Source organism: Marinilabilia salmonicolor JCM 21150, assembly GCF_000259075.1.
Classification (GTDB): Bacteria; Bacteroidota; Bacteroidia; order Bacteroidales; family Marinilabiliaceae; genus Marinilabilia; species Marinilabilia salmonicolor.
This window is the reverse complement of sequence record NZ_AJKI01000030.1, coordinates 87,421-103,630: the sequence shown is the minus strand read 5'-3', so window position 1 is coordinate 103,630 and position 16,210 is coordinate 87,421. Positions and strand designations below refer to the sequence as shown.

General features: G+C 41.2%; 17 protein-coding genes. 14 read left to right on the top strand and 3 right to left on the bottom strand.

Features of this window, described 5'->3' with window-relative positions; translation table 11 throughout:
- Nucleotides 1–459: 459 nt before the first annotated feature.
- The 4 genes from W7W_RS0114160 (at nucleotide 460) to xylE (ending at nucleotide 5,900) form a co-directional block, all read left to right on the top strand.
- Nucleotides 460–1,473: a GntR family transcriptional regulator gene (locus tag W7W_RS0114160; RefSeq protein ID WP_010664373.1), complete on the top strand. Its 1,014-nt coding sequence runs from the start codon at nucleotides 460–462 to the stop codon at nucleotides 1,471–1,473.
- Between the two features lie 68 nt (nucleotides 1,474–1,541).
- A complete protein-coding gene (locus W7W_RS0114155; protein WP_010664372.1) occupies nucleotides 1,542–3,026 on the top strand; it encodes a xylulokinase in 1,485 nt (494 codons plus the stop codon).
- A 6-nt stretch (nucleotides 3,027–3,032) separates the two neighbouring features.
- Nucleotides 3,033–4,358, top strand: a complete 1,326-nt coding sequence (gene xylA, locus W7W_RS0114150; RefSeq protein ID WP_010664371.1) for a xylose isomerase — start codon at nucleotides 3,033–3,035, stop codon at nucleotides 4,356–4,358.
- Between the two features lie 156 nt (nucleotides 4,359–4,514).
- A complete protein-coding gene (gene xylE / locus W7W_RS0114145) occupies nucleotides 4,515–5,900 on the top strand; it encodes a D-xylose transporter XylE (RefSeq protein ID WP_010664370.1) in 1,386 nt (461 codons plus the stop codon).
- A 51-nt stretch (nucleotides 5,901–5,951) separates the two neighbouring features.
- Here xylE and W7W_RS0114140 read toward each other — a convergent pair whose 3' ends face one another.
- Entirely contained in the window at nucleotides 5,952–6,356 is a 405-nt protein-coding gene (locus W7W_RS0114140; protein ID WP_029510622.1) for a DUF134 domain-containing protein, read from the bottom strand.
- Nucleotides 6,357–6,475: 119 nt separating this feature from the next.
- Between W7W_RS0114140 and W7W_RS0114135 the strand changes: the two genes are divergently transcribed.
- From W7W_RS0114135 to W7W_RS0114105, 6 genes are all read left to right on the top strand, one after another.
- Nucleotides 6,476–6,886 carry an acyl-CoA thioesterase gene (locus W7W_RS0114135; RefSeq protein ID WP_010664368.1) on the top strand — a complete coding sequence of 137 codons (411 nt, stop codon included), beginning with the start codon at nucleotides 6,476–6,478 and terminating at the stop codon, nucleotides 6,884–6,886.
- A 78-nt stretch (nucleotides 6,887–6,964) separates the two neighbouring features.
- Complete coding sequence (locus W7W_RS0114130; RefSeq protein ID WP_010664367.1) at nucleotides 6,965–7,156, top strand: DUF5320 domain-containing protein; 192 nt, start codon at nucleotides 6,965–6,967, stop codon at nucleotides 7,154–7,156.
- Nucleotides 7,157–7,271: 115 nt separating this feature from the next.
- A complete protein-coding gene (locus tag W7W_RS0114125; RefSeq protein WP_010664366.1) occupies nucleotides 7,272–7,610 on the top strand; it encodes a NifB/NifX family molybdenum-iron cluster-binding protein in 339 nt (112 codons plus the stop codon).
- A 9-nt stretch (nucleotides 7,611–7,619) separates the two neighbouring features.
- Nucleotides 7,620–8,468: a damage-control phosphatase ARMT1 family protein gene (locus W7W_RS0114120; RefSeq protein WP_010664365.1), complete on the top strand. Its 849-nt coding sequence runs from the start codon at nucleotides 7,620–7,622 to the stop codon at nucleotides 8,466–8,468.
- A gap of 116 nt (nucleotides 8,469–8,584) precedes the next feature.
- Nucleotides 8,585–9,790: a tRNA 2-thiouridine(34) synthase MnmA gene (gene mnmA, locus W7W_RS0114110; protein WP_010664364.1), complete on the top strand. Its 1,206-nt coding sequence runs from the start codon at nucleotides 8,585–8,587 to the stop codon at nucleotides 9,788–9,790.
- Nucleotides 9,791–9,807: 17 nt separating this feature from the next.
- The gene (locus W7W_RS0114105) at nucleotides 9,808–10,239 is read left to right on the top strand and encodes an alanyl-tRNA editing protein (protein WP_010664363.1); all 432 of its coding nucleotides are present in this window, start codon (nucleotides 9,808–9,810) and stop codon (nucleotides 10,237–10,239) included.
- A gap of 162 nt (nucleotides 10,240–10,401) precedes the next feature.
- On the opposite strand, the gene W7W_RS0114100 is transcribed toward W7W_RS0114105, so the two are convergent.
- Complete coding sequence (locus W7W_RS0114100) at nucleotides 10,402–10,836, bottom strand: OsmC family protein (RefSeq protein ID WP_010664362.1); 435 nt, start codon at nucleotides 10,834–10,836, stop codon at nucleotides 10,402–10,404.
- A gap of 108 nt (nucleotides 10,837–10,944) precedes the next feature.
- Between W7W_RS0114100 and W7W_RS0114095 the strand changes: the two genes are divergently transcribed.
- The 4 genes from W7W_RS0114095 to tilS all read left to right on the top strand — a co-directional run bounded on the left by W7W_RS0114095 (nucleotide 10,945) and on the right by tilS (nucleotide 15,154).
- On the top strand, nucleotides 10,945–11,460 hold the full coding sequence (locus W7W_RS0114095) for a metallophosphoesterase family protein (RefSeq protein ID WP_010664361.1): 516 nt from the start codon (nucleotides 10,945–10,947) through the stop codon (nucleotides 11,458–11,460).
- A 325-nt stretch (nucleotides 11,461–11,785) separates the two neighbouring features.
- The gene (locus W7W_RS0114090; RefSeq protein WP_010664360.1) at nucleotides 11,786–12,418 is read left to right on the top strand and encodes a peroxiredoxin; all 633 of its coding nucleotides are present in this window, start codon (nucleotides 11,786–11,788) and stop codon (nucleotides 12,416–12,418) included.
- Between the two features lie 107 nt (nucleotides 12,419–12,525).
- A complete protein-coding gene (locus W7W_RS0114085) occupies nucleotides 12,526–13,854 on the top strand; it encodes a chorismate-binding protein (protein WP_010664359.1) in 1,329 nt (442 codons plus the stop codon).
- Entirely contained in the window at nucleotides 13,835–15,154 is a 1,320-nt protein-coding gene (tilS, locus tag W7W_RS0114080; protein WP_010664358.1) for a tRNA lysidine(34) synthetase TilS, read from the top strand. Before W7W_RS0114085 ends, tilS begins: the two co-directional genes overlap by 20 nt.
- Here the strand turns inward: tilS and mnmA (W7W_RS0114075) are convergent.
- Nucleotides 15,144–16,208, bottom strand: coding sequence for a tRNA 2-thiouridine(34) synthase MnmA (gene mnmA / locus W7W_RS0114075; RefSeq protein ID WP_010664357.1), 1,065 nt, complete (start codon nucleotides 16,206–16,208; stop codon nucleotides 15,144–15,146). The genes tilS and mnmA (W7W_RS0114075) overlap by 11 nt on opposite strands.
- Nucleotides 16,209–16,210: the final 2 nt, after the last annotated feature.

The window sequence follows — 16,210 nt, the reverse complement described above, 5'->3', positions numbered from 1 at the left end:
TGTATGATCAATATCTGATTTGCAGATTTTAGTTTGACTGACAATTGCAGCGACCTGTTTCAAAAGTTTCTGTTTTTAAACAAATTTCTTCCAAAACCGGTGCAAATGTAGTCTCTTTATTTGTTTTATTGGCCCGGGAGGGGGTTTATTAATGATATTTAACCAAACCTGTTCAAAATAAACATTCTTAACCTGCTTTAATTATTGAGCAGAGATGGGGGAGGCAACTAAAAACCTCCGGTTGTTGCTCTCTTGTTTTAGTCGGTTTACACCTTAATTTTTTATTTGTAAGGCAGGATAGAGAATAAAATTGATTGTTGAAAAAAAAAATGCGAATTAATTATTTTTAAACCAATGTTTTAGCGTTTGATGTTTGGGTGAGTGGAATTTTTTTATTGAACATTTTATGGTCGTAATTATAAATAAACTATATTTGCACTGTCCACATACCAGAACAGAATGGCTGAAAATAACAAAAAATACGAGTTTAAGTTCCTGATTGACAGTACTTCGGATGTTCCAAAGTTTCGTCAGTTGGTAGAGTCTGTAAACAATGCAATTTCAGAAAAAAAGCTTAGCATAGGTGACCATTTGCCATCCGTAAATCAGGTTTGCAAAGAATATTCCCTTTCAAGAGATACTGTTTTTAAAGCATACTCTTTGTTGAAAGAGCAGGGTGTGATTGAAAGTGTGCCGAATAAAGGGTATTTTATTGCCAAAGAAATTAGAAGAGTATTTTTGTTTCTTGATACCTTTAAGGCTTACAAAGAGGTGCTGTACGATTCTTTCTTTAAGAATTTGCCGAAAAATGTCATCGCAGATGTTCATTTTCACCACTATAAACCTGATGTATTTAAAAAACAGATAGAGGAAAGCATTGGAAAATATGCTAAATATGTGGTAATGCCGTTTGATGATCCTTCTATGCAGGACATTTTGGGCGTTATTCCCCAGGATAAGCTTTTGCTCATTGACTGGAATCTGTACTCAACACCTGAAAGTAATATTCTTTATCAGGACTTTGGTCGGCCACTGTTTGATGAATTGGAAAAGGCACTGCATCTGATTAAAAAATATAATCATTTTGAGTTTATTTATCCCGAATACACCAATCACCCATATGAATCGGCTAATTATTTTATTAAGTTTTGCAAGAAACATCATGTCAAATATGATGTCTTAAAAAACAGTGATTTATTTGATATTAAGAAAGGGGTTGCTTATATTAGTGTAAGTGACCGGATTCTTGGTCGGTTTCTTGAACAAACACGGGAGAAAAATCTGGAGCCCGGACAGGATGTTGGGTTTATTTCTTACAATGAAACACCAATGAAGAAGTTTATTTACAAAGGAATCACTGTCCTGTCAACTGATTTTGCAGAAATGGGCAGGAAAGCAGCTGAGTTTGTGGCCAATGATGAGCCCATGCGACTCTGTATTCCAACTACTTTACGAATCAGAGAATCCTTATAATAAAATAAAATTAATAACGGACTAATACAAAGAATTTTAAATATCTAACCAGAACAGAACAGAGTAAGATGAAGTACACACTTGGTTTTGACATAGGAAGCTCATCAGTAAAGGTAAGTCTTCTGGATATAGAGAAAGGTACCAGCGCCGCCTCGGCATTTTATCCAAAAACAGAGATGGCCATTTCGGTTCCAAAGGCTGAATGGGCTGAACAGGCACCTGAAGATTGGTGGGAAAATATTAAAAATGCACTTAAGGAAGTTTTGGATACTGCGAAGATTGATGTATCTGAAATTAAAGCCATTGGTATTACCTATCAGATGCATGGACTCGTGGCTCTTGATAAAGACGGAAATGTGGTTCGGCCATCTATAATCTGGTGTGATAGCCGGGCTGTTGATTATGGGCGTGAGGCATTTAAAACTCTTGGTGAGGAATGGTCATTGAATCATTTGCTCAATTCTCCCGGTAATTTTACTGCTGCGAAATTGAAGTGGGTTAAGGAAAATGAACCTGAAGTTTATAAACGCATTGATAAAATTATGCTTCCCGGTGATTATATTGCCTACCGGCTTACAGGGAAGAAAACGACCACATTGTCGGGGTTGTCTGAAGGAATCTTTGTGGATTTTCAATCAGACGCCGTTTCAAAAGAATTGCTTGAATATTTTGGATTCGCAGAGGATCTTTTACCTGAACAGGTTGGAACTTTTGCTCCTCAGGGAGAGTTGACTTCCAGGGTAGCTTCCGAACTGGGATTGCCTGTAGGTATTCCTGTAGCTTATAGAGCTGGTGATCAGCCTAACAATGCATTCTCATTGAATGTACTGGAACCAGGGGAGGTAGCTGCAACCGCAGGAACTTCCGGAGTGGTTTACGGAGTTAGCGACAGATTGGCTCCCGATCCGAAATCAAGAGTGAATACATTCGCTCATGTGAACCATACTGCCGATCAGCGTCGCCTGGGAATCCTACTCTGCATCAACGGAACCGGTATTCTTAATGCCTGGTTGCGTCAGAATACTGCTAAAGAACTGGATTATCCCGAAATTAATGAGGTGGCAATGCAAGCTCCTGTGGGGGCTGAAGGACTGCGGTTTTTCCCATTCGGAAATGGGGCTGAACGGGTTTTGGAAGATGTTAATCCCGGTGCTGTGCTTAAAGGATTGAACTTTAATATTCATAAACAAGCACACCTGCTGAGAGCAGGTCAGGAAGGTATTGCCTTTTCCTTTAGGTATGGGATGGATATTATGGCTGATATGGGAGTAAATACCAAAGTGATTCGTGCCGGAAAAGCCAATATGTTCCTGAGTCCGCTATTCCGCCAAACACTTGCCAACCTGGCCGATGCAACTATTGAACTGTATGATACCGATGGATCTCTGGGGGCTGCCCGTGGGGCGGCGGTAGGTGCCGGTATCTGGAATAGTCCGAAGGAAGCTTTCGATAATCTCACCCGGCTCGAGGTTATTAAGCCTGATGCTGATAAGGACAAAGTGAATGAACATTACGAAGACTGGAAGCAACAATTAAATAAACTTTTAAAATAAAGAACAATGGATGTATTAATTGGAAAACAAGAGTACTTTCCCGGGATAGGGAAAATTAAATTTGAGGGTAAAGATTCAAAGAATCCTTTGGCTTTCAAATGGTATAACGAAGATGAGGTTGTTGCCGGAAAAACCATGAAGGAGCATTTTCGCTTTGCGCTTTCATACTGGCATGCAATGACCGGTGATGGTGGCGATCCGTTTGGTGGTGGTACAACCAAATTTCCATGGGATGCTTCGTCTGATGTAGAGGAGCGTAACAAAAACCGTATGGATGCTGCTTTTGAGTTTATGACCAAGCTGGGTATGCCTTTCTGGTGCTTTCACGACATTGATGTTGTAGAAGATGGTGCTGTCGGAGATATTGAGAAGCGCCTTCAAACCATGATTGATTATGCTAAGGAAAAGCAAAAAGCTACTGGTATCAAGTTGCTTTGGGGTACTGCCAATGTGTTCAGCAACCCCCGTTATATGAACGGTGCCGGTACCAACCCCGATTTTAATGTGCTTGCCCACGCCGGAACTCAGATTAAAAATGCCATTGATGCTACTGTTGCTCTTGGTGGTGAAAATTATGTTTTCTGGGGAGGACGTGAAGGTTATATGTCTTTACTGAATACCGATACCAAGCGTGAAAAAGAACATTTGGCTCAGTTGCTCACTATGGCGCGTGATTATGGTCGTAAAAATGGGTTTAACGGGACTTTCCTGATTGAGCCTAAGCCAATGGAGCCCACTAAGCACCAGTACGATTTTGACTCTGAAACTGTAATTGGTTTCCTGCGTCAGTATGGTTTGGACAAGGACTTTAAACTCAATATCGAAGTTAACCATGCTACCTTGGCTCAGCATACCTTCCAGCATGAATTGCAGATGGCTGCTAATGCAGGATTACTTGGAAGTATCGATGCCAACCGTGGTGACTATCAGAACGGATGGGATACAGATCAGTTTCCCATCAATATCTACGAGACCATTGAAGCTATGCTTGTAATTCTTGAGACTGGTGGTTTCACCACCGGTGGTGTGAATTTCGATGCAAAATTGCGTCGTAACTCTACCGATCGTGATGACCTATTTATTGCTCATATTGCTGCAATGGACGTTTTTGCCCGTGCTCTGAAGTCAGCTGACAAAATCCTGACTGACTCTGATTACAAAAACATGCGTTCAGCTCGTTACTCTTCATTTGACAATGGTAAAGGAGCAGAATTTGAGAATGGTAAATTGACCCTTGGGGATCTGCGTAAGATTGCTCTTGAAACAGGTGAGCCTGCAATGACCAGTGGTAAGCAGGAACTCTATGAACAATTGATTAACCTGTATATCTAAACTATGCCGTAGGTTTTTCTAAATATGGAAGCGACGCTGTAACTCTCAGTTGTCGCTTCTTTTTTACCGGGAGATTAATTGTTAATATTGTTTAGTTAATTTAAATTATTGTAGTTTCGTAGTGTATTTTGTAAACTAAGTATAAAAGATATTTTCATGAAAGAACAAAATAAGTTTTATGTTATTGCTATTACTCTTGTAGCCACCCTGGGTGGACTTCTTTTTGGCTATGACACGGCTGTTATTTCAGGGGCAGAGAAGTCTGTGCAGGCATTTCTGATTGACAGTCAGGGCTTGAGTACGTTAGTGCATGGAATTACTACTTCCAGCGCTTTAATAGGTTGTATTATTGGTGGGTTGATTTCTGGTATTCTTGCTTCCAAATTCGGGCGGAAACGCTCGCTTCAGTTTGCTGCCATATTGTTCTTCATCTCTGCGTTGGGTTCTGCTTATCCCGAATTTTTGTTTTTTCAGGATGGAGAACCCAGTATTGGGTTATTGGTAATGTTTAATTTCTACCGGGTAATCGGGGGAATCGGAGTGGGACTTGCTTCTGCTGTGAGCCCGATGTACATTGGGGAAGTTGCCCCTGCCAAAATTCGCGGTACACTGGTGTCTCTAAATCAGTTTGCCATCATATTCGGAATGCTGGTGGTTTATTTTGTGAACTGGGGTATTGCACATGGTCAGACATTGGAGTGGATCAATGAGGTAGGATGGAGAAGAATGTTCTTATCAGAAACGGTTCCTGCCGGTTTGTTTGGTTTGTTACTTTTTCTGGTTCCTGAAACGCCCCGTTACCTCGCGTTGAATCATCAGGATGAAAAAGCCATTAGTATTCTGAACCGAATCAACGGTAAGGAAATGGCACGTTCCATTATGAAGGATATTAAAAACAGTGTGGAACATCATTCCGGTAAATTATTCTCCTTTGGGAAGACCGTTATTGTTGTTGGTATTTTACTCTCAATTTTCCAGCAGTTCGTGGGTATCAATGTTGCTTTGTATTATGCCCCCCGTATTTTTGAGAGCATGGGTGCTGCTAAAGATGCTTCTATGATGCAAACAGTAATCATGGGGCTTGTGAATGTGGTCTTTACGGTTGTGGCTATATTTACTGTTGACAAATGGGGTAGGAAACCTTTGTTGATTGTTGGGTCTTCGGGTATGGCCATTGGTATGTTTGCCATTGCCGGCCTAGCCTATTTCGATGTTATTGGCATCAGTACCCTTGTGTTTATGATTGTTTATACTGCTTCATTTATGATGTCGTGGGGCCCCATTACCTGGGTGCTGATATCTGAGATATTCCCGAATAGGATACGGGGTAAAGCTGTAGCTATTGCTGTTGCCGCTCAGTGGTCTGCAAATTACCTGATTTCATCTACCTACCCTGCTATGATGGAGTTCAGTGGAGCAATGACTTACAGTGTTTATGGCATCATGAGTGTTCTGTCATTGATATTTGTATGGAAATTTGTTCCTGAAACCAAAGGCCGGACATTAGAGGATATGGAAGAAATTTGGGAAAAAGAAAAATGACTCTTAAAAGTATAAAATAAAAAAAACCGGCTTTTTTATGGCCGGTTTTTTTTATTCTGGTTGATGAATGTTTTTCATCTTATCTGAATGACAATGAGGACAATTCTTCACCGGATCCGGTGCGGTTGTCAGTTTTGAGCATTTACTGCAACGAACCCAATAGTTTTCAGAAATGTAAGTTCCGCCTTCTATTAATAATGCCTTGCCTTCCACCAGTGCTTTGGCAACTGTTTGCCGGGCTTTTTTGTAAATGCGGGTAAATGTTGGCCTTGAAACATCCATTCTTGCGGCAGCTTCTTCCTGGTTCAGGTCTTCATGATCTATCAGCCGAATGGCTTCGTATTCTTCGAAAAGTAAAATGACTTTTTCCATGTTTTTCATCCGCACTCCATAAGGCTTAAAGCCATCCATGGGGGGAGGAGATTGAATCTTTCTTTGGCGTCGTTGATTTGGCATCTACTGAAAATTTTATTTTGCAAATATAGGTAATTTCATTGAATCCTATTGTTGCAGTAGTGAACGATTGTTCGGCAACTCAACTTTTATTTCTATTTTTGCAGGCAAAATTAAGCGTTATGTCACATCAGGAATTTTTTAGGGATGCAGAAACCCGACAGTGTAAAATGGTGTTTCCCGGTACGTTAAATGCCAATGAAACTCTTTTTGGCGGAGAATTGATGAAGTGGATGGATGAGGTGGCTTTTATTTGTGCAACTCGCGCCACCCGTCAAAAAATGTTCACTGCTAAAGTTGAGAATGTGGAGTTTATTTGTCCGGTTCAGGAAAATTCAATAGCCGAGGTTGTCGCAAATGTAAAAAATGCAGGAGGGGTTAAGCTTGAAGTGGAGGTTGAGATTTTTAGTGAACCTCTCTATTCCAATGAAAAAGCTCTTTCTGCAAGAGCATTATTTGTTATGACCGCCCTGAATGAAAAGAACAAAGTTACCCGCCTGACTATTCCCGAGTTGTTGCATTCAATAAAATAAAAGTTCAAAAAAATTTGCTTTTTAAATGAACATTTGTTCACTTTGTGGTTTAGGATTTTTTACTTAAAATAGGTTTATATGCCACGAGGAGACAAAACCGGACCAATGGGACAAGGTGCCCGTACCGGAAGAGGCAAAGGCCTCTGCAGCGGAAATGACAATGCTGGATATACCAATGATGAGGACAGACGCGGTGCAGGCCGCCGTATCGGCCAGGGGAATAGTGGTCGTGGGCGTGGCAGAGGGATGAAGGGCCGCGGTAACTTCTAAATGATTTCTTCAGTGCTTGCTTTATGATTGATATCAACCGGCCGGGTTTATGATTGTTTTATAGCGTTTTGTTTAATCCGGCCGGTTGTTTTTGTTAATTTTTTAAATGTAAAATATGGAGCAGAGAATTGCAGTTCCCGTTGTTAACGGAGTTTTGAGTGCTCATTTTGGGCATTGTGAGTTTTTTTTTATTGCTGATGTTGTTGATGGAGAGGTTAAACAAACCAAAGAGGTTGTTCCTCCTCCTCATGAACCAGGCATTATTCCGCGCTGGTTGAGCGACGAAGGAGTAAATGTGGTTCTTGTTGGAGGAATTGGACAAAAGGCTGTTGATTTGTTTAAGCAATTTGGTGTACAACCGGTTATCGGTGTTCCTGCGAAAAAACCTTTGGAACTGGTTGATGATTTTCTGGCAGATAAGTTGATTGCAGGTGTCAACCAATGTAGTCATTAAAATTTATTTATGATTGATGTGAATTGTGTGCCTTGCCTGCGTAAACAAGCTACCCGGTTATTTAACAAATATGAAATTTCTGAGGAAAGGCAGATTGTTTTAAAAGGTGTTTTTGAGGATTTTTTGCAAAACAATGGAGTGAATCAACCTTCCCCCCTTAGTGCACAGTTTCTAAACAGACTTGTTAGGGAGGAGACGGGGATAACAGATCTTTATTTTGAAGAAAAAAAATTTTATAATAATATTCTTCTGGGGCGATATGGACAGTTGAAAAAGGAAGTTTTGGGCAGCGATGATCCTCTTAAGACAGCCTTGAGGTATGCACTTGCCGGTAATATTATAGATTTTGGTCCACCACATGAGTTCGATCTGGACGCCACATTTTCTGAAGCATTGGATAAAAAAATGGGGATAGATCATTCCGATGAATTATTTCGGGATATTGAACAAGCCCGGATGGTACTTTATCTTGGCGATAATGCCGGAGAAATTGTTACCGACAAACTTTTTATTGAAACGCTTAATCATCCCAATCTTTTTTTTGCTGTAAGGGGAAAACCAGTTCTTAATGATGTGACAATCATCGAGGCAGAAGAAGTGAGAATGCATGAAGTTGCACAAGTAGTGGATAATGGTTTCGATGCCCCATCCACTTTGACAGAATATTGCTCAGATGAGTTTATGGAGATTTTCAATAATGCTGATGTGATCATATCCAAAGGGCAGGGGAATTTTGAAGGGCTCTACGGACAAGTGAACCATAAACGATTGTATTTTTTGTTTATGGTGAAATGTGATGAGATAGCAAAGGCAACCGGACGCTCGAAGAACGAAGCGGTTGTGTTAAAAAACGAATAGTATTTTGTTTGTTGACAATTGGTTGGAACGGGATTCTTCTTCTGGAGAATCCCGTTTTTCGTTTTTGCTGTTAATCGGAACAAAACCATTAAATTTGCAGACCAAAACAAAGATGAATGACAAATCAAAAGAAGCGTGTTGTTGTTGGCCTTTCGGGAGGTGTTGATTCCAGTGTGGCAGCCCGGGTTCTGCAGGAACAGGGGTATGAGGTAATTGGTCTTTTTATGAAAAACTGGCACGATACCACCGGAGTACTGGAATCCGATTGTCCCTGGCTTGATGATAAATTTGATGCCGAGGCAGTTGCCCGTAAATTAAATATTCCTTTTCATTTTGTGGATTTGAGTACTGAGTATCGCGCCAGAGTGGTGGATTATATGTTCTCGGAATATGAAAAAGGGCGCACTCCCAACCCGGATGTGTTGTGCAACAGAGAAATAAAGTTTGATGTTTTCATGGACAAGGCTTTTGAACTTGGAGCTGATTATGTGGCTACCGGGCATTATTGCCGAAAAGAAACCATCAAAACAGAGAGTGGAGAGGTACATCGCTTACTGGCTGGTTCCGATGGTAATAAAGATCAGAGCTATTTCCTTTGTCAGTTGAGCCAGAAACAATTATCTAAAGCTCTTTTTCCCATTGGAGAGATGGTGAAGCCAGAAGTTCGAAAAGTTGCGGGAGAGTTGAAGTTGGTGACGGCCCATAAAAAAGACTCGCAAGGGATTTGTTTTGTCGGAAAAGTGGATTTGCCTGTTTTTCTGCAACAAAAGCTGGAGGCAAAGAAAGGCCGGGTCTTCCTAATCCCTCCGGAGAGTGATTTGTTTCAAAGGGATTGGAGTAATGCCGGACCTGATGCTAACAGTGATTTGCTGGAAGAATTGTCGGCATCTTTTCCTTTTCATCCCAAACATGGAAAAAGGATTGGCGAACACAACGGGGCTCATTTTTATACCATTGGTCAGCGTAAAGGACTGGATATTGGTGGTTTCGCTGAACCATTGTTTGTCATCGGTATCGACGTTGAATTCAATCAGGTGTTTGTGGGAATGGGAAAAGAGCATCCCGGTCTTTACCGGAATGTTTTGAAGATAAATACTGAGGAAGTCCACTGGATTCGTCCTGATCTGGCATTGAAAGACGGTGAATCGCGGCGTCTGAAAGTGCGTATTCGCTATCGTCAGCCATTGCAGGAAGGTGTGTTGATAAAACGGGAGAATGGAATGTTTATCGTTTTTGATGAACCGCAGCGTGGAATTACAGCGGGTCAGTTTGCTGCATGGTACGAAAACGATGAATTGACAGGATCGGGGGTGATTTCATGAAAAATTACGATCCACAAATGCATACTGCCGAACACATTCTGAATAAGACAATGGTGAATTTATTTGGAATAGAAAGGGCGTTCAGCAGTCATCTGGAGAGAAAAAAATCAAAGTGTGATTATAAATTTGACCGCTCACTGACTTTGGATGAAGAAAAAATGGTAGAAAATCATGTAAATGAGCAGTTGAAACGACACTTGCCGGTAGAAGAACATTGGCTTTCAAAATCGGATGCAGGGAAAAAATTTAACATCAGGAGGTTGCCTGAAGATGCTGAGGAGGAAATACGCATCGTCACCATCGGAGAATTTGATGCTTGTCCGTGTATCGGCGCTCATGTTAAGAATACCTCCGAAGTGGGGCAGTTTATTTTTGGGTCGAGTTCTTTTGATAACAACGGGGTCTTGAGAATCCGGTTTAAATTAAAGCGGCCTGAGGATGATAACTAATCGTTACGATTCATAAGAGGGTAGGGGGGCCGGTATTCGCTGTGATCATAAATCTTTGCGTTAATGCCTCTCTGTGTTTAAGATTTTTTCAACTGACTATTGTATTTTTTGCTAATAAAAAATAGGCACACGGTAAATACAACTTACCGTGTGCTTGTTTTTTTATACAACTTCAACTTTAACCGGAGTGGTGTTGGCCAGATTGTCGTTTACCGGACAACGGGATTCTACTTCATCAATCCATTTTTTTAATTGTTCCGGAGTTGCCGAAGAGTCAGGTTTTACCCGAAGACGAATTTCCTGATATCCTGCTCTTGCATCCGTTGGTTTTCCAAATAGTTTGTCCGGATCCAGGTCGCCTTCAAGGCTGATTTCCATCCCATTTAGTTCAATGCCTTGTTCCTTGGCGATGATGTGGCCCATTACATTGATACATCCGGCATAACCGGCAAGAATATATTCAACTGGATTTGGACCGGCATTGGTTCCTCCGAGGTTTTCAGGTTCATCAATTACAATTTCAAAATTACGGGCTTTTGCGACGAATTTTGTGGGATTATCATTTTTTCCAGTGATAGAGAATTTTGCTTTTGCCATAATAAACTTTTTTGTTTGTTATTTATTTTCTAAAAACTTAATTTTTTAAATTCGGTAATGAGTTACCTGAAATCAAATTAAAGAATTTTTTCTTAATTTGCATAACGTATGGCTAAAAAAACTTCTGAAGTGATAAAAATAGGTTTAATATCAGATACACACGGATACCTCGATCCCCGTTTTTTTGAATTGTTTAGTGAAGTCGATGAGATATGGCATGCGGGAGATATTGGTGATGAAAATGTACTTACCGATCTGGAGACTTTTAAGACTTGCAGGGCGGTTTTTGGTAACATTGATGATTGGAACATTAGAAGCCGTATTACCGAACATCAGCGTTTTGAATGCGAAGGACTTAAGGTTTGGATGACTCATATTGGCGGATATCCCGGTAAATATTCGCCATCGGTTAAGGCAGAGATATTTAAAAATCCTCCCAATTTGTTTATCTCAGGGCATAGTCATATTCTGAAGGTCATGTTTGATAAGAACCTTAACTGCTTACATATTAATCCCGGAGCTGCCGGGAAATCCGGGTTTCATCAGATCCGGACTGCCATTCGGTTTGCCATAGATAAGGGAGAAATAAAAGACCTGGAGGTAATCGAATTGGGGAAGAGGTAAAGAAATTTTAAATATTCCATATATACGCTGAATGCCAAAAAGGAAATTAGCCCCTTTATCGTTCATAAATCCTTTTGGGGACCGGGAATGGAGCGGCAATCCTATTGGGAAATAGGATTCTTCAGCGGATGGTTGTTTGTTTAATTGAATTTTCACAATTTGTTGGTCAATTTTACGATTATTAAGTTATAATTTTTATCAATGAAGTATTGACAATAAAAAAGGTAAAAAGGTACTGAAATAGTTTGAGATAAAGTTCTCTTTTGTAATTTTGCTGATACAAACGATTCAGATTTACAATTAGAAACTTATAAAAACTTAAACTATGTCTGTATTAGTAGGAAAAAAAGCACCTGAATTCACAGCTCCGGCTGTAGTCAATGGTGGAGAGATTGTAGAAAACTTTTCTTTAAAGCAATACGAAGGGAAAAAATATGTTGTATTTTTCTTCTATCCGGCTGATTTTACTTTTGTATGTCCCACCGAGATTGTGGCCATGCAGGAGAAACTTGCAGAGTTTGAACAACGAAATGTAGCCGTTGTTGGCGCCTCTACCGATCAGCAGTTTAGCCACTGGAAATGGTTGCAAACTGAGAAAAATGATGGTGGAATTAAGGGGGTTAAATTCCCATTGGTTGCTGACAGTTCAATGACTATTTCGGAAAACTATGATGTTTTGGCCGGTGAGTGGGATTATGATGAGACAGGTAAAGCTGTTTTTAACGGAAATCCACAGGCATATCGTGGACTTTTCCTGATTGACAAAGAAGGGGTTGTTCGTCACCAGGTGGTGAATGACATGCCGCTTGGACGCAGTGTTGACGAGGTGTTGAGAATGGTTGATGCCCTTCAGTTTTTTGAAGAAAACGGTGAGGTATGTCCGGCAAACTGGCATAAGGGTGATGAAGCTCTTCAGGCTACCCAGGAAGGTATTGCCAGTTATTTGGGTAAAAACTAATTGCCATTTTATTTTTCGGATACCATAGCTTTTTGGGAGGCCGCCCGTTTGGGTGGTCTCTTTTTTTGTCTTTTGGAATAGAGAATTTTAGGGTTAAATTTGCAGTCATGCGCAAATGGATTTCCTTTTTTCCCGGAGAGTATTCCCGGAGATTTGAACAGCGACTCTACCGGATGGTTAATGAATACAAACATGCTGCTGTGTTGACGGATAAATATCCGTATTACAACGGGCAGGCACACCAATACCATGAGTTTGAATTTCTTGCAGGCTTTGATGCCTTAACCGTTTTTGATGAGGATTTGATCAATTTGTCCGGGGCTGCAGCTTCATTAAATGACTGGTTACTTGGTTATTTTTCTTATGATCTGAAAAATGAACTGGAGCCTGAACTCTCGTCTGTAAACATTGATCCCATAGGCTTTAGGCATTTTAGCTTCTTTCAACCCCGCTTTTTAGTCAGAAAAAGTAATGAAAATTGGCAATTGGGTTTTCAAACTGATCGGGATGACCTGCAAGCTGCTGAACGATTTCTCAATCTTTTGCGTCAGGTTGAAATTTCTGAGGCTGAACTTCCCGAAATCCACTTTCAATCAAATGTTTCCAAAGAGGAATATTTGCAGATTGTGGGGAAACTGAAGCAACACATTCATAAAGGAGATATCTATGAAATCAATTACTGTATAGATTTTTTTGCTGAAAAGAAAGGACTTGACCCGGGAATGGTTTTTTCTCAACTGATTCAGATTGCACCTATGCCTTTTGCTGTTTTAATGCGAAATGACAACTCTTTTCTGATGGGAGCCTCGCCAGAGCGATACCTCAGGAAAAGGGGAGCCCGGCTAATTTCGCAACCAATGAAGGGAACTGCCCGGAAAAGTTCGGAAAATCAGGATGATTACCGAGTGATGAAAAACCTGGCTGATTCGGATAAAGAAAGGGCGGAAAATATTATGATTGCAGATCTGGTCCGAAATGATCTTTCCAGGGTTGCTGCGCGTGGGACTGTTAAGGTTGAAGAACTATGTTCTGTGCTGCCTTTTCCCGGTGTGTATCAGATGATTTCCACCATTTCTGCTCAGATGCACGCGGATGTCAACTGGCTGGATCCCGTCAGATGTAGCTTTCCCATGGGATCGATGACAGGAGCACCCAAAATTAGTGCAATGCAGCTTATTGACAGATATGAAAAGACCAGCAGAAGCCTTTATTCGGGTGCTGTTGGTTATGTGACCCCCGAACTGGATTATGATTTTAATGTTGTTATTCGCAGTTTGTTGTATAATTGCAATTCTGGACATCTTTCTTATACGGTTGGAAGTGCCATAACGGGAATGTGTGATGCCCGGGAGGAATATGATGAATGTCTGCTCAAAGCGGAGAGACTGAGAGCTCTTTTTAATAAAAATAAAGTATATGATTCCTGCAGGGGTTAAGAGAATACTGGATAAACATCAGGTAACGCCTGATCAGCGTATTTTGGTGGCTCTTAGTGGTGGAGCCGACTCCATGGCTTTGCTCAATGCGTTTTTAACTTTGGGGTACACCTGTGAGGCTGCCCATTGTAATTTTCATCTCAGGGGAGACGAATCGGACGAAGATGAGCGGTTTGTGACTGAGTATTGCCGTGAAAAGCAGGTTCCGTTGTACATAAAGCATTTTGATACGCAGGAGGAAGCCCGGCAAAAAGGAATCTCCATCGAAATGGCCGCACGTGATCTTAGGTATCAATGGTTTTGGGAACTGGTAGAGGAGAATGGTTTTTCACAACTTGCCACCGGTCATCATGGTGATGATATGATAGAAACTTTCTTTTTGAACCTTGCCAGAGGAACTGGTGTTCGTGGTTTGAGAGGGATGCGTGAATATCGTGGCGTATTGCTGAGACCGTTGCTCGCTTTTCGCCGCGAAGAAATTGAAGTCTGGTGTTGTCGGAATGAGATACCTTTCAGAACAGACTCTTCTAACCTGGACACTGCCTATCAGAGAAACTATATCCGACATAATATTCTGCCGGAAATGGAGCAGTTGAATCCCTCTTTCTTTTCTACGATGCAGAGGAATTTTAAGAACATTGATGATGTCTGGCAGGTTTTCATGGATCGTGTGGAAGAGTTGAAACAACAGATTTTGGCGCATGAAGGGGAACATATGCTGATTCCTATCCGGTTGATCAGTGAGCATCCACAAAGGGAGGTTGTATTGTTTGAGATCCTCCGGCCTTATGGCTTTAAGGGGGCAACCATTTCTGAAATTATTGAAAGCTTCGACGGAATTCCTGGTAAACAATTCTTCTCACAAAATTACCGTCTGGTAAGGGATCGCTACAACTTAATCTTATTGCCTCGCGAAACAGGGGAAGAGGAGATGTTTTACATTGAAAATGGTCTGACTGAGGTAGCCGGTCCTCTGAAGATGAGCATTAAGCAATATGAAGCAAATAAAGATTTCAAATTCTCCCGCGACCCTCGGTGCATCCATCTTGATGCTGACTGTATTGATTTCCCGCTGAAAGTGCGGCACTGGCAACAAGGTGACCTCTTTCGGCCTTTGGGTATGGAAAAATTTAAAAAACTGAGTGATTTTTTTGTGGATGAAAAGCTCTCCAGGGTAGAGAAAGATAAGGTTTGGTTGTTGCTTTCGGGTGATGATATTGTTTGGGTGGCTGGGCATAGAATAGATGACCGCTTTAAGGTGACAAATACAACAAAGAATATTTTGGAAATCAGGGTTTGACCAATCCGCCTCCGATAACTGTGTCTTTCTGGTAAAAAACAATGCTTTGTCCGGGGGTTATACCCCATGCTTCTTCTTCAAAATCTACTTTTAGTTTATTTGAATGTAAGGTGATGAAACCCGGGAGCGAAGGGACTTTATCGATTCCCCGAATGCGGATGTTCACCTGGTATTTCTTGTTTTCCTGGAGATCGGGGGTGAGGTTAAACTCCTGGAGAGATAGTGTTGCAGTTGAGAGGGAGGCAGTCTTGGAAACAATTATCCTGTTGGTATCAGGTTCCATTTCTTTTACAAAGAATTTTTTGTCCGGTAATGCCAGCCCCTTTTTTTGACCGATGGTGAAAAATGCCAAACCCCGATGTGTCCCCAGTTTATTGCCCTCTTCATCGACAATTTCTCCGGGGTGAATGGTTAATTCATTGTTTTCTTGTTTTTGTGCAAGAAATTCCCGGTAATTGGTCCCACCTAAAAAGCAGACTCCCATACTTTCCTGTTTTCGTGCTGTTTCTTTCAATCCATGATCCAAAGCCATTTGACGTACTTCTTTCTTGGTCAGATTCCCCAGCGGGAAAAGTGCTTTTTCGAGGATTTTCTGGCTCAGATTCCACAGAAAATAGGATTGGTCCTTGGAAGGGTCAGCTCCTTTTTTTACATACCATCTTCCGTTTTCCTTTACTTTTTGAACATAGTGCCCGGTGGCTACATGGCTGCAGTTTAACTCTTCTGCTTTTTGTATCAGCCAGGGCCATTTGATGATCGGATTGCAACGATTACAAGGATTGGGGGTGCGTCCAATTTGGTATTCATTGCAAAAATAATCTACCACTTCTTCCCGAAAAGAGCGGCTAATGTCCAAAATACTATGCTCAATGTTTAGCTTTTGGGCCAGAGAAGAGGCCTTTTGAAGCTCTTCTTCGTATTTTTCGGGATGCAGGTGCCAGGTTTTTAAGGTAAGTCCAATGACCTGATACCCCTGCTTTTTAAGTAAAAGGGCCGACATGGTACTGTCGAGCCCTCCACTCATGCCTAATAATATCCGGTTATTGCCCTGCATTC

What these genes read in the sequence shown, in the direction of transcription:
- W7W_RS0114160 (WP_010664373.1), top strand. Translation starts at nt 460, where the DNA reads ATGGCTGAAAATAACAAAAAATACGAGTTTAAGTTCCTGATTGACAGT.
- W7W_RS0114155 (WP_010664372.1), top strand. Translation starts at nt 1,542, where the DNA reads ATGAAGTACACACTTGGTTTTGACATAGGAAGCTCATCAGTAAAGGTA.
- xylA (WP_010664371.1), top strand. Translation starts at nt 3,033, where the DNA reads ATGGATGTATTAATTGGAAAACAAGAGTACTTTCCCGGGATAGGGAAA.
- xylE (WP_010664370.1), top strand. Translation starts at nt 4,515, where the DNA reads ATGAAAGAACAAAATAAGTTTTATGTTATTGCTATTACTCTTGTAGCC.
- W7W_RS0114140 (WP_029510622.1), bottom strand. Translation starts at nt 6,356, where the DNA reads ATGCCAAATCAACGACGCCAAAGAAAGATTCAATCTCCTCCCCCCATG.
- W7W_RS0114135 (WP_010664368.1), top strand. Translation starts at nt 6,476, where the DNA reads ATGTCACATCAGGAATTTTTTAGGGATGCAGAAACCCGACAGTGTAAA.
- W7W_RS0114130 (WP_010664367.1), top strand. Translation starts at nt 6,965, where the DNA reads ATGCCACGAGGAGACAAAACCGGACCAATGGGACAAGGTGCCCGTACC.
- W7W_RS0114125 (WP_010664366.1), top strand. Translation starts at nt 7,272, where the DNA reads ATGGAGCAGAGAATTGCAGTTCCCGTTGTTAACGGAGTTTTGAGTGCT.
- W7W_RS0114120 (WP_010664365.1), top strand. Translation starts at nt 7,620, where the DNA reads ATGATTGATGTGAATTGTGTGCCTTGCCTGCGTAAACAAGCTACCCGG.
- mnmA (WP_010664364.1), top strand. Translation starts at nt 8,585, where the DNA reads ATGACAAATCAAAAGAAGCGTGTTGTTGTTGGCCTTTCGGGAGGTGTT.
- W7W_RS0114105 (WP_010664363.1), top strand. Translation starts at nt 9,808, where the DNA reads ATGCATACTGCCGAACACATTCTGAATAAGACAATGGTGAATTTATTT.
- W7W_RS0114100 (WP_010664362.1), bottom strand. Translation starts at nt 10,836, where the DNA reads ATGGCAAAAGCAAAATTCTCTATCACTGGAAAAAATGATAATCCCACA.
- W7W_RS0114095 (WP_010664361.1), top strand. Translation starts at nt 10,945, where the DNA reads ATGGCTAAAAAAACTTCTGAAGTGATAAAAATAGGTTTAATATCAGAT.
- W7W_RS0114090 (WP_010664360.1), top strand. Translation starts at nt 11,786, where the DNA reads ATGTCTGTATTAGTAGGAAAAAAAGCACCTGAATTCACAGCTCCGGCT.
- W7W_RS0114085 (WP_010664359.1), top strand. Translation starts at nt 12,526, where the DNA reads ATGCGCAAATGGATTTCCTTTTTTCCCGGAGAGTATTCCCGGAGATTT.
- tilS (WP_010664358.1), top strand. Translation starts at nt 13,835, where the DNA reads ATGATTCCTGCAGGGGTTAAGAGAATACTGGATAAACATCAGGTAACG.
- mnmA (WP_010664357.1), bottom strand. Translation starts at nt 16,208, where the DNA reads ATGCAGGGCAATAACCGGATATTATTAGGCATGAGTGGAGGGCTCGAC.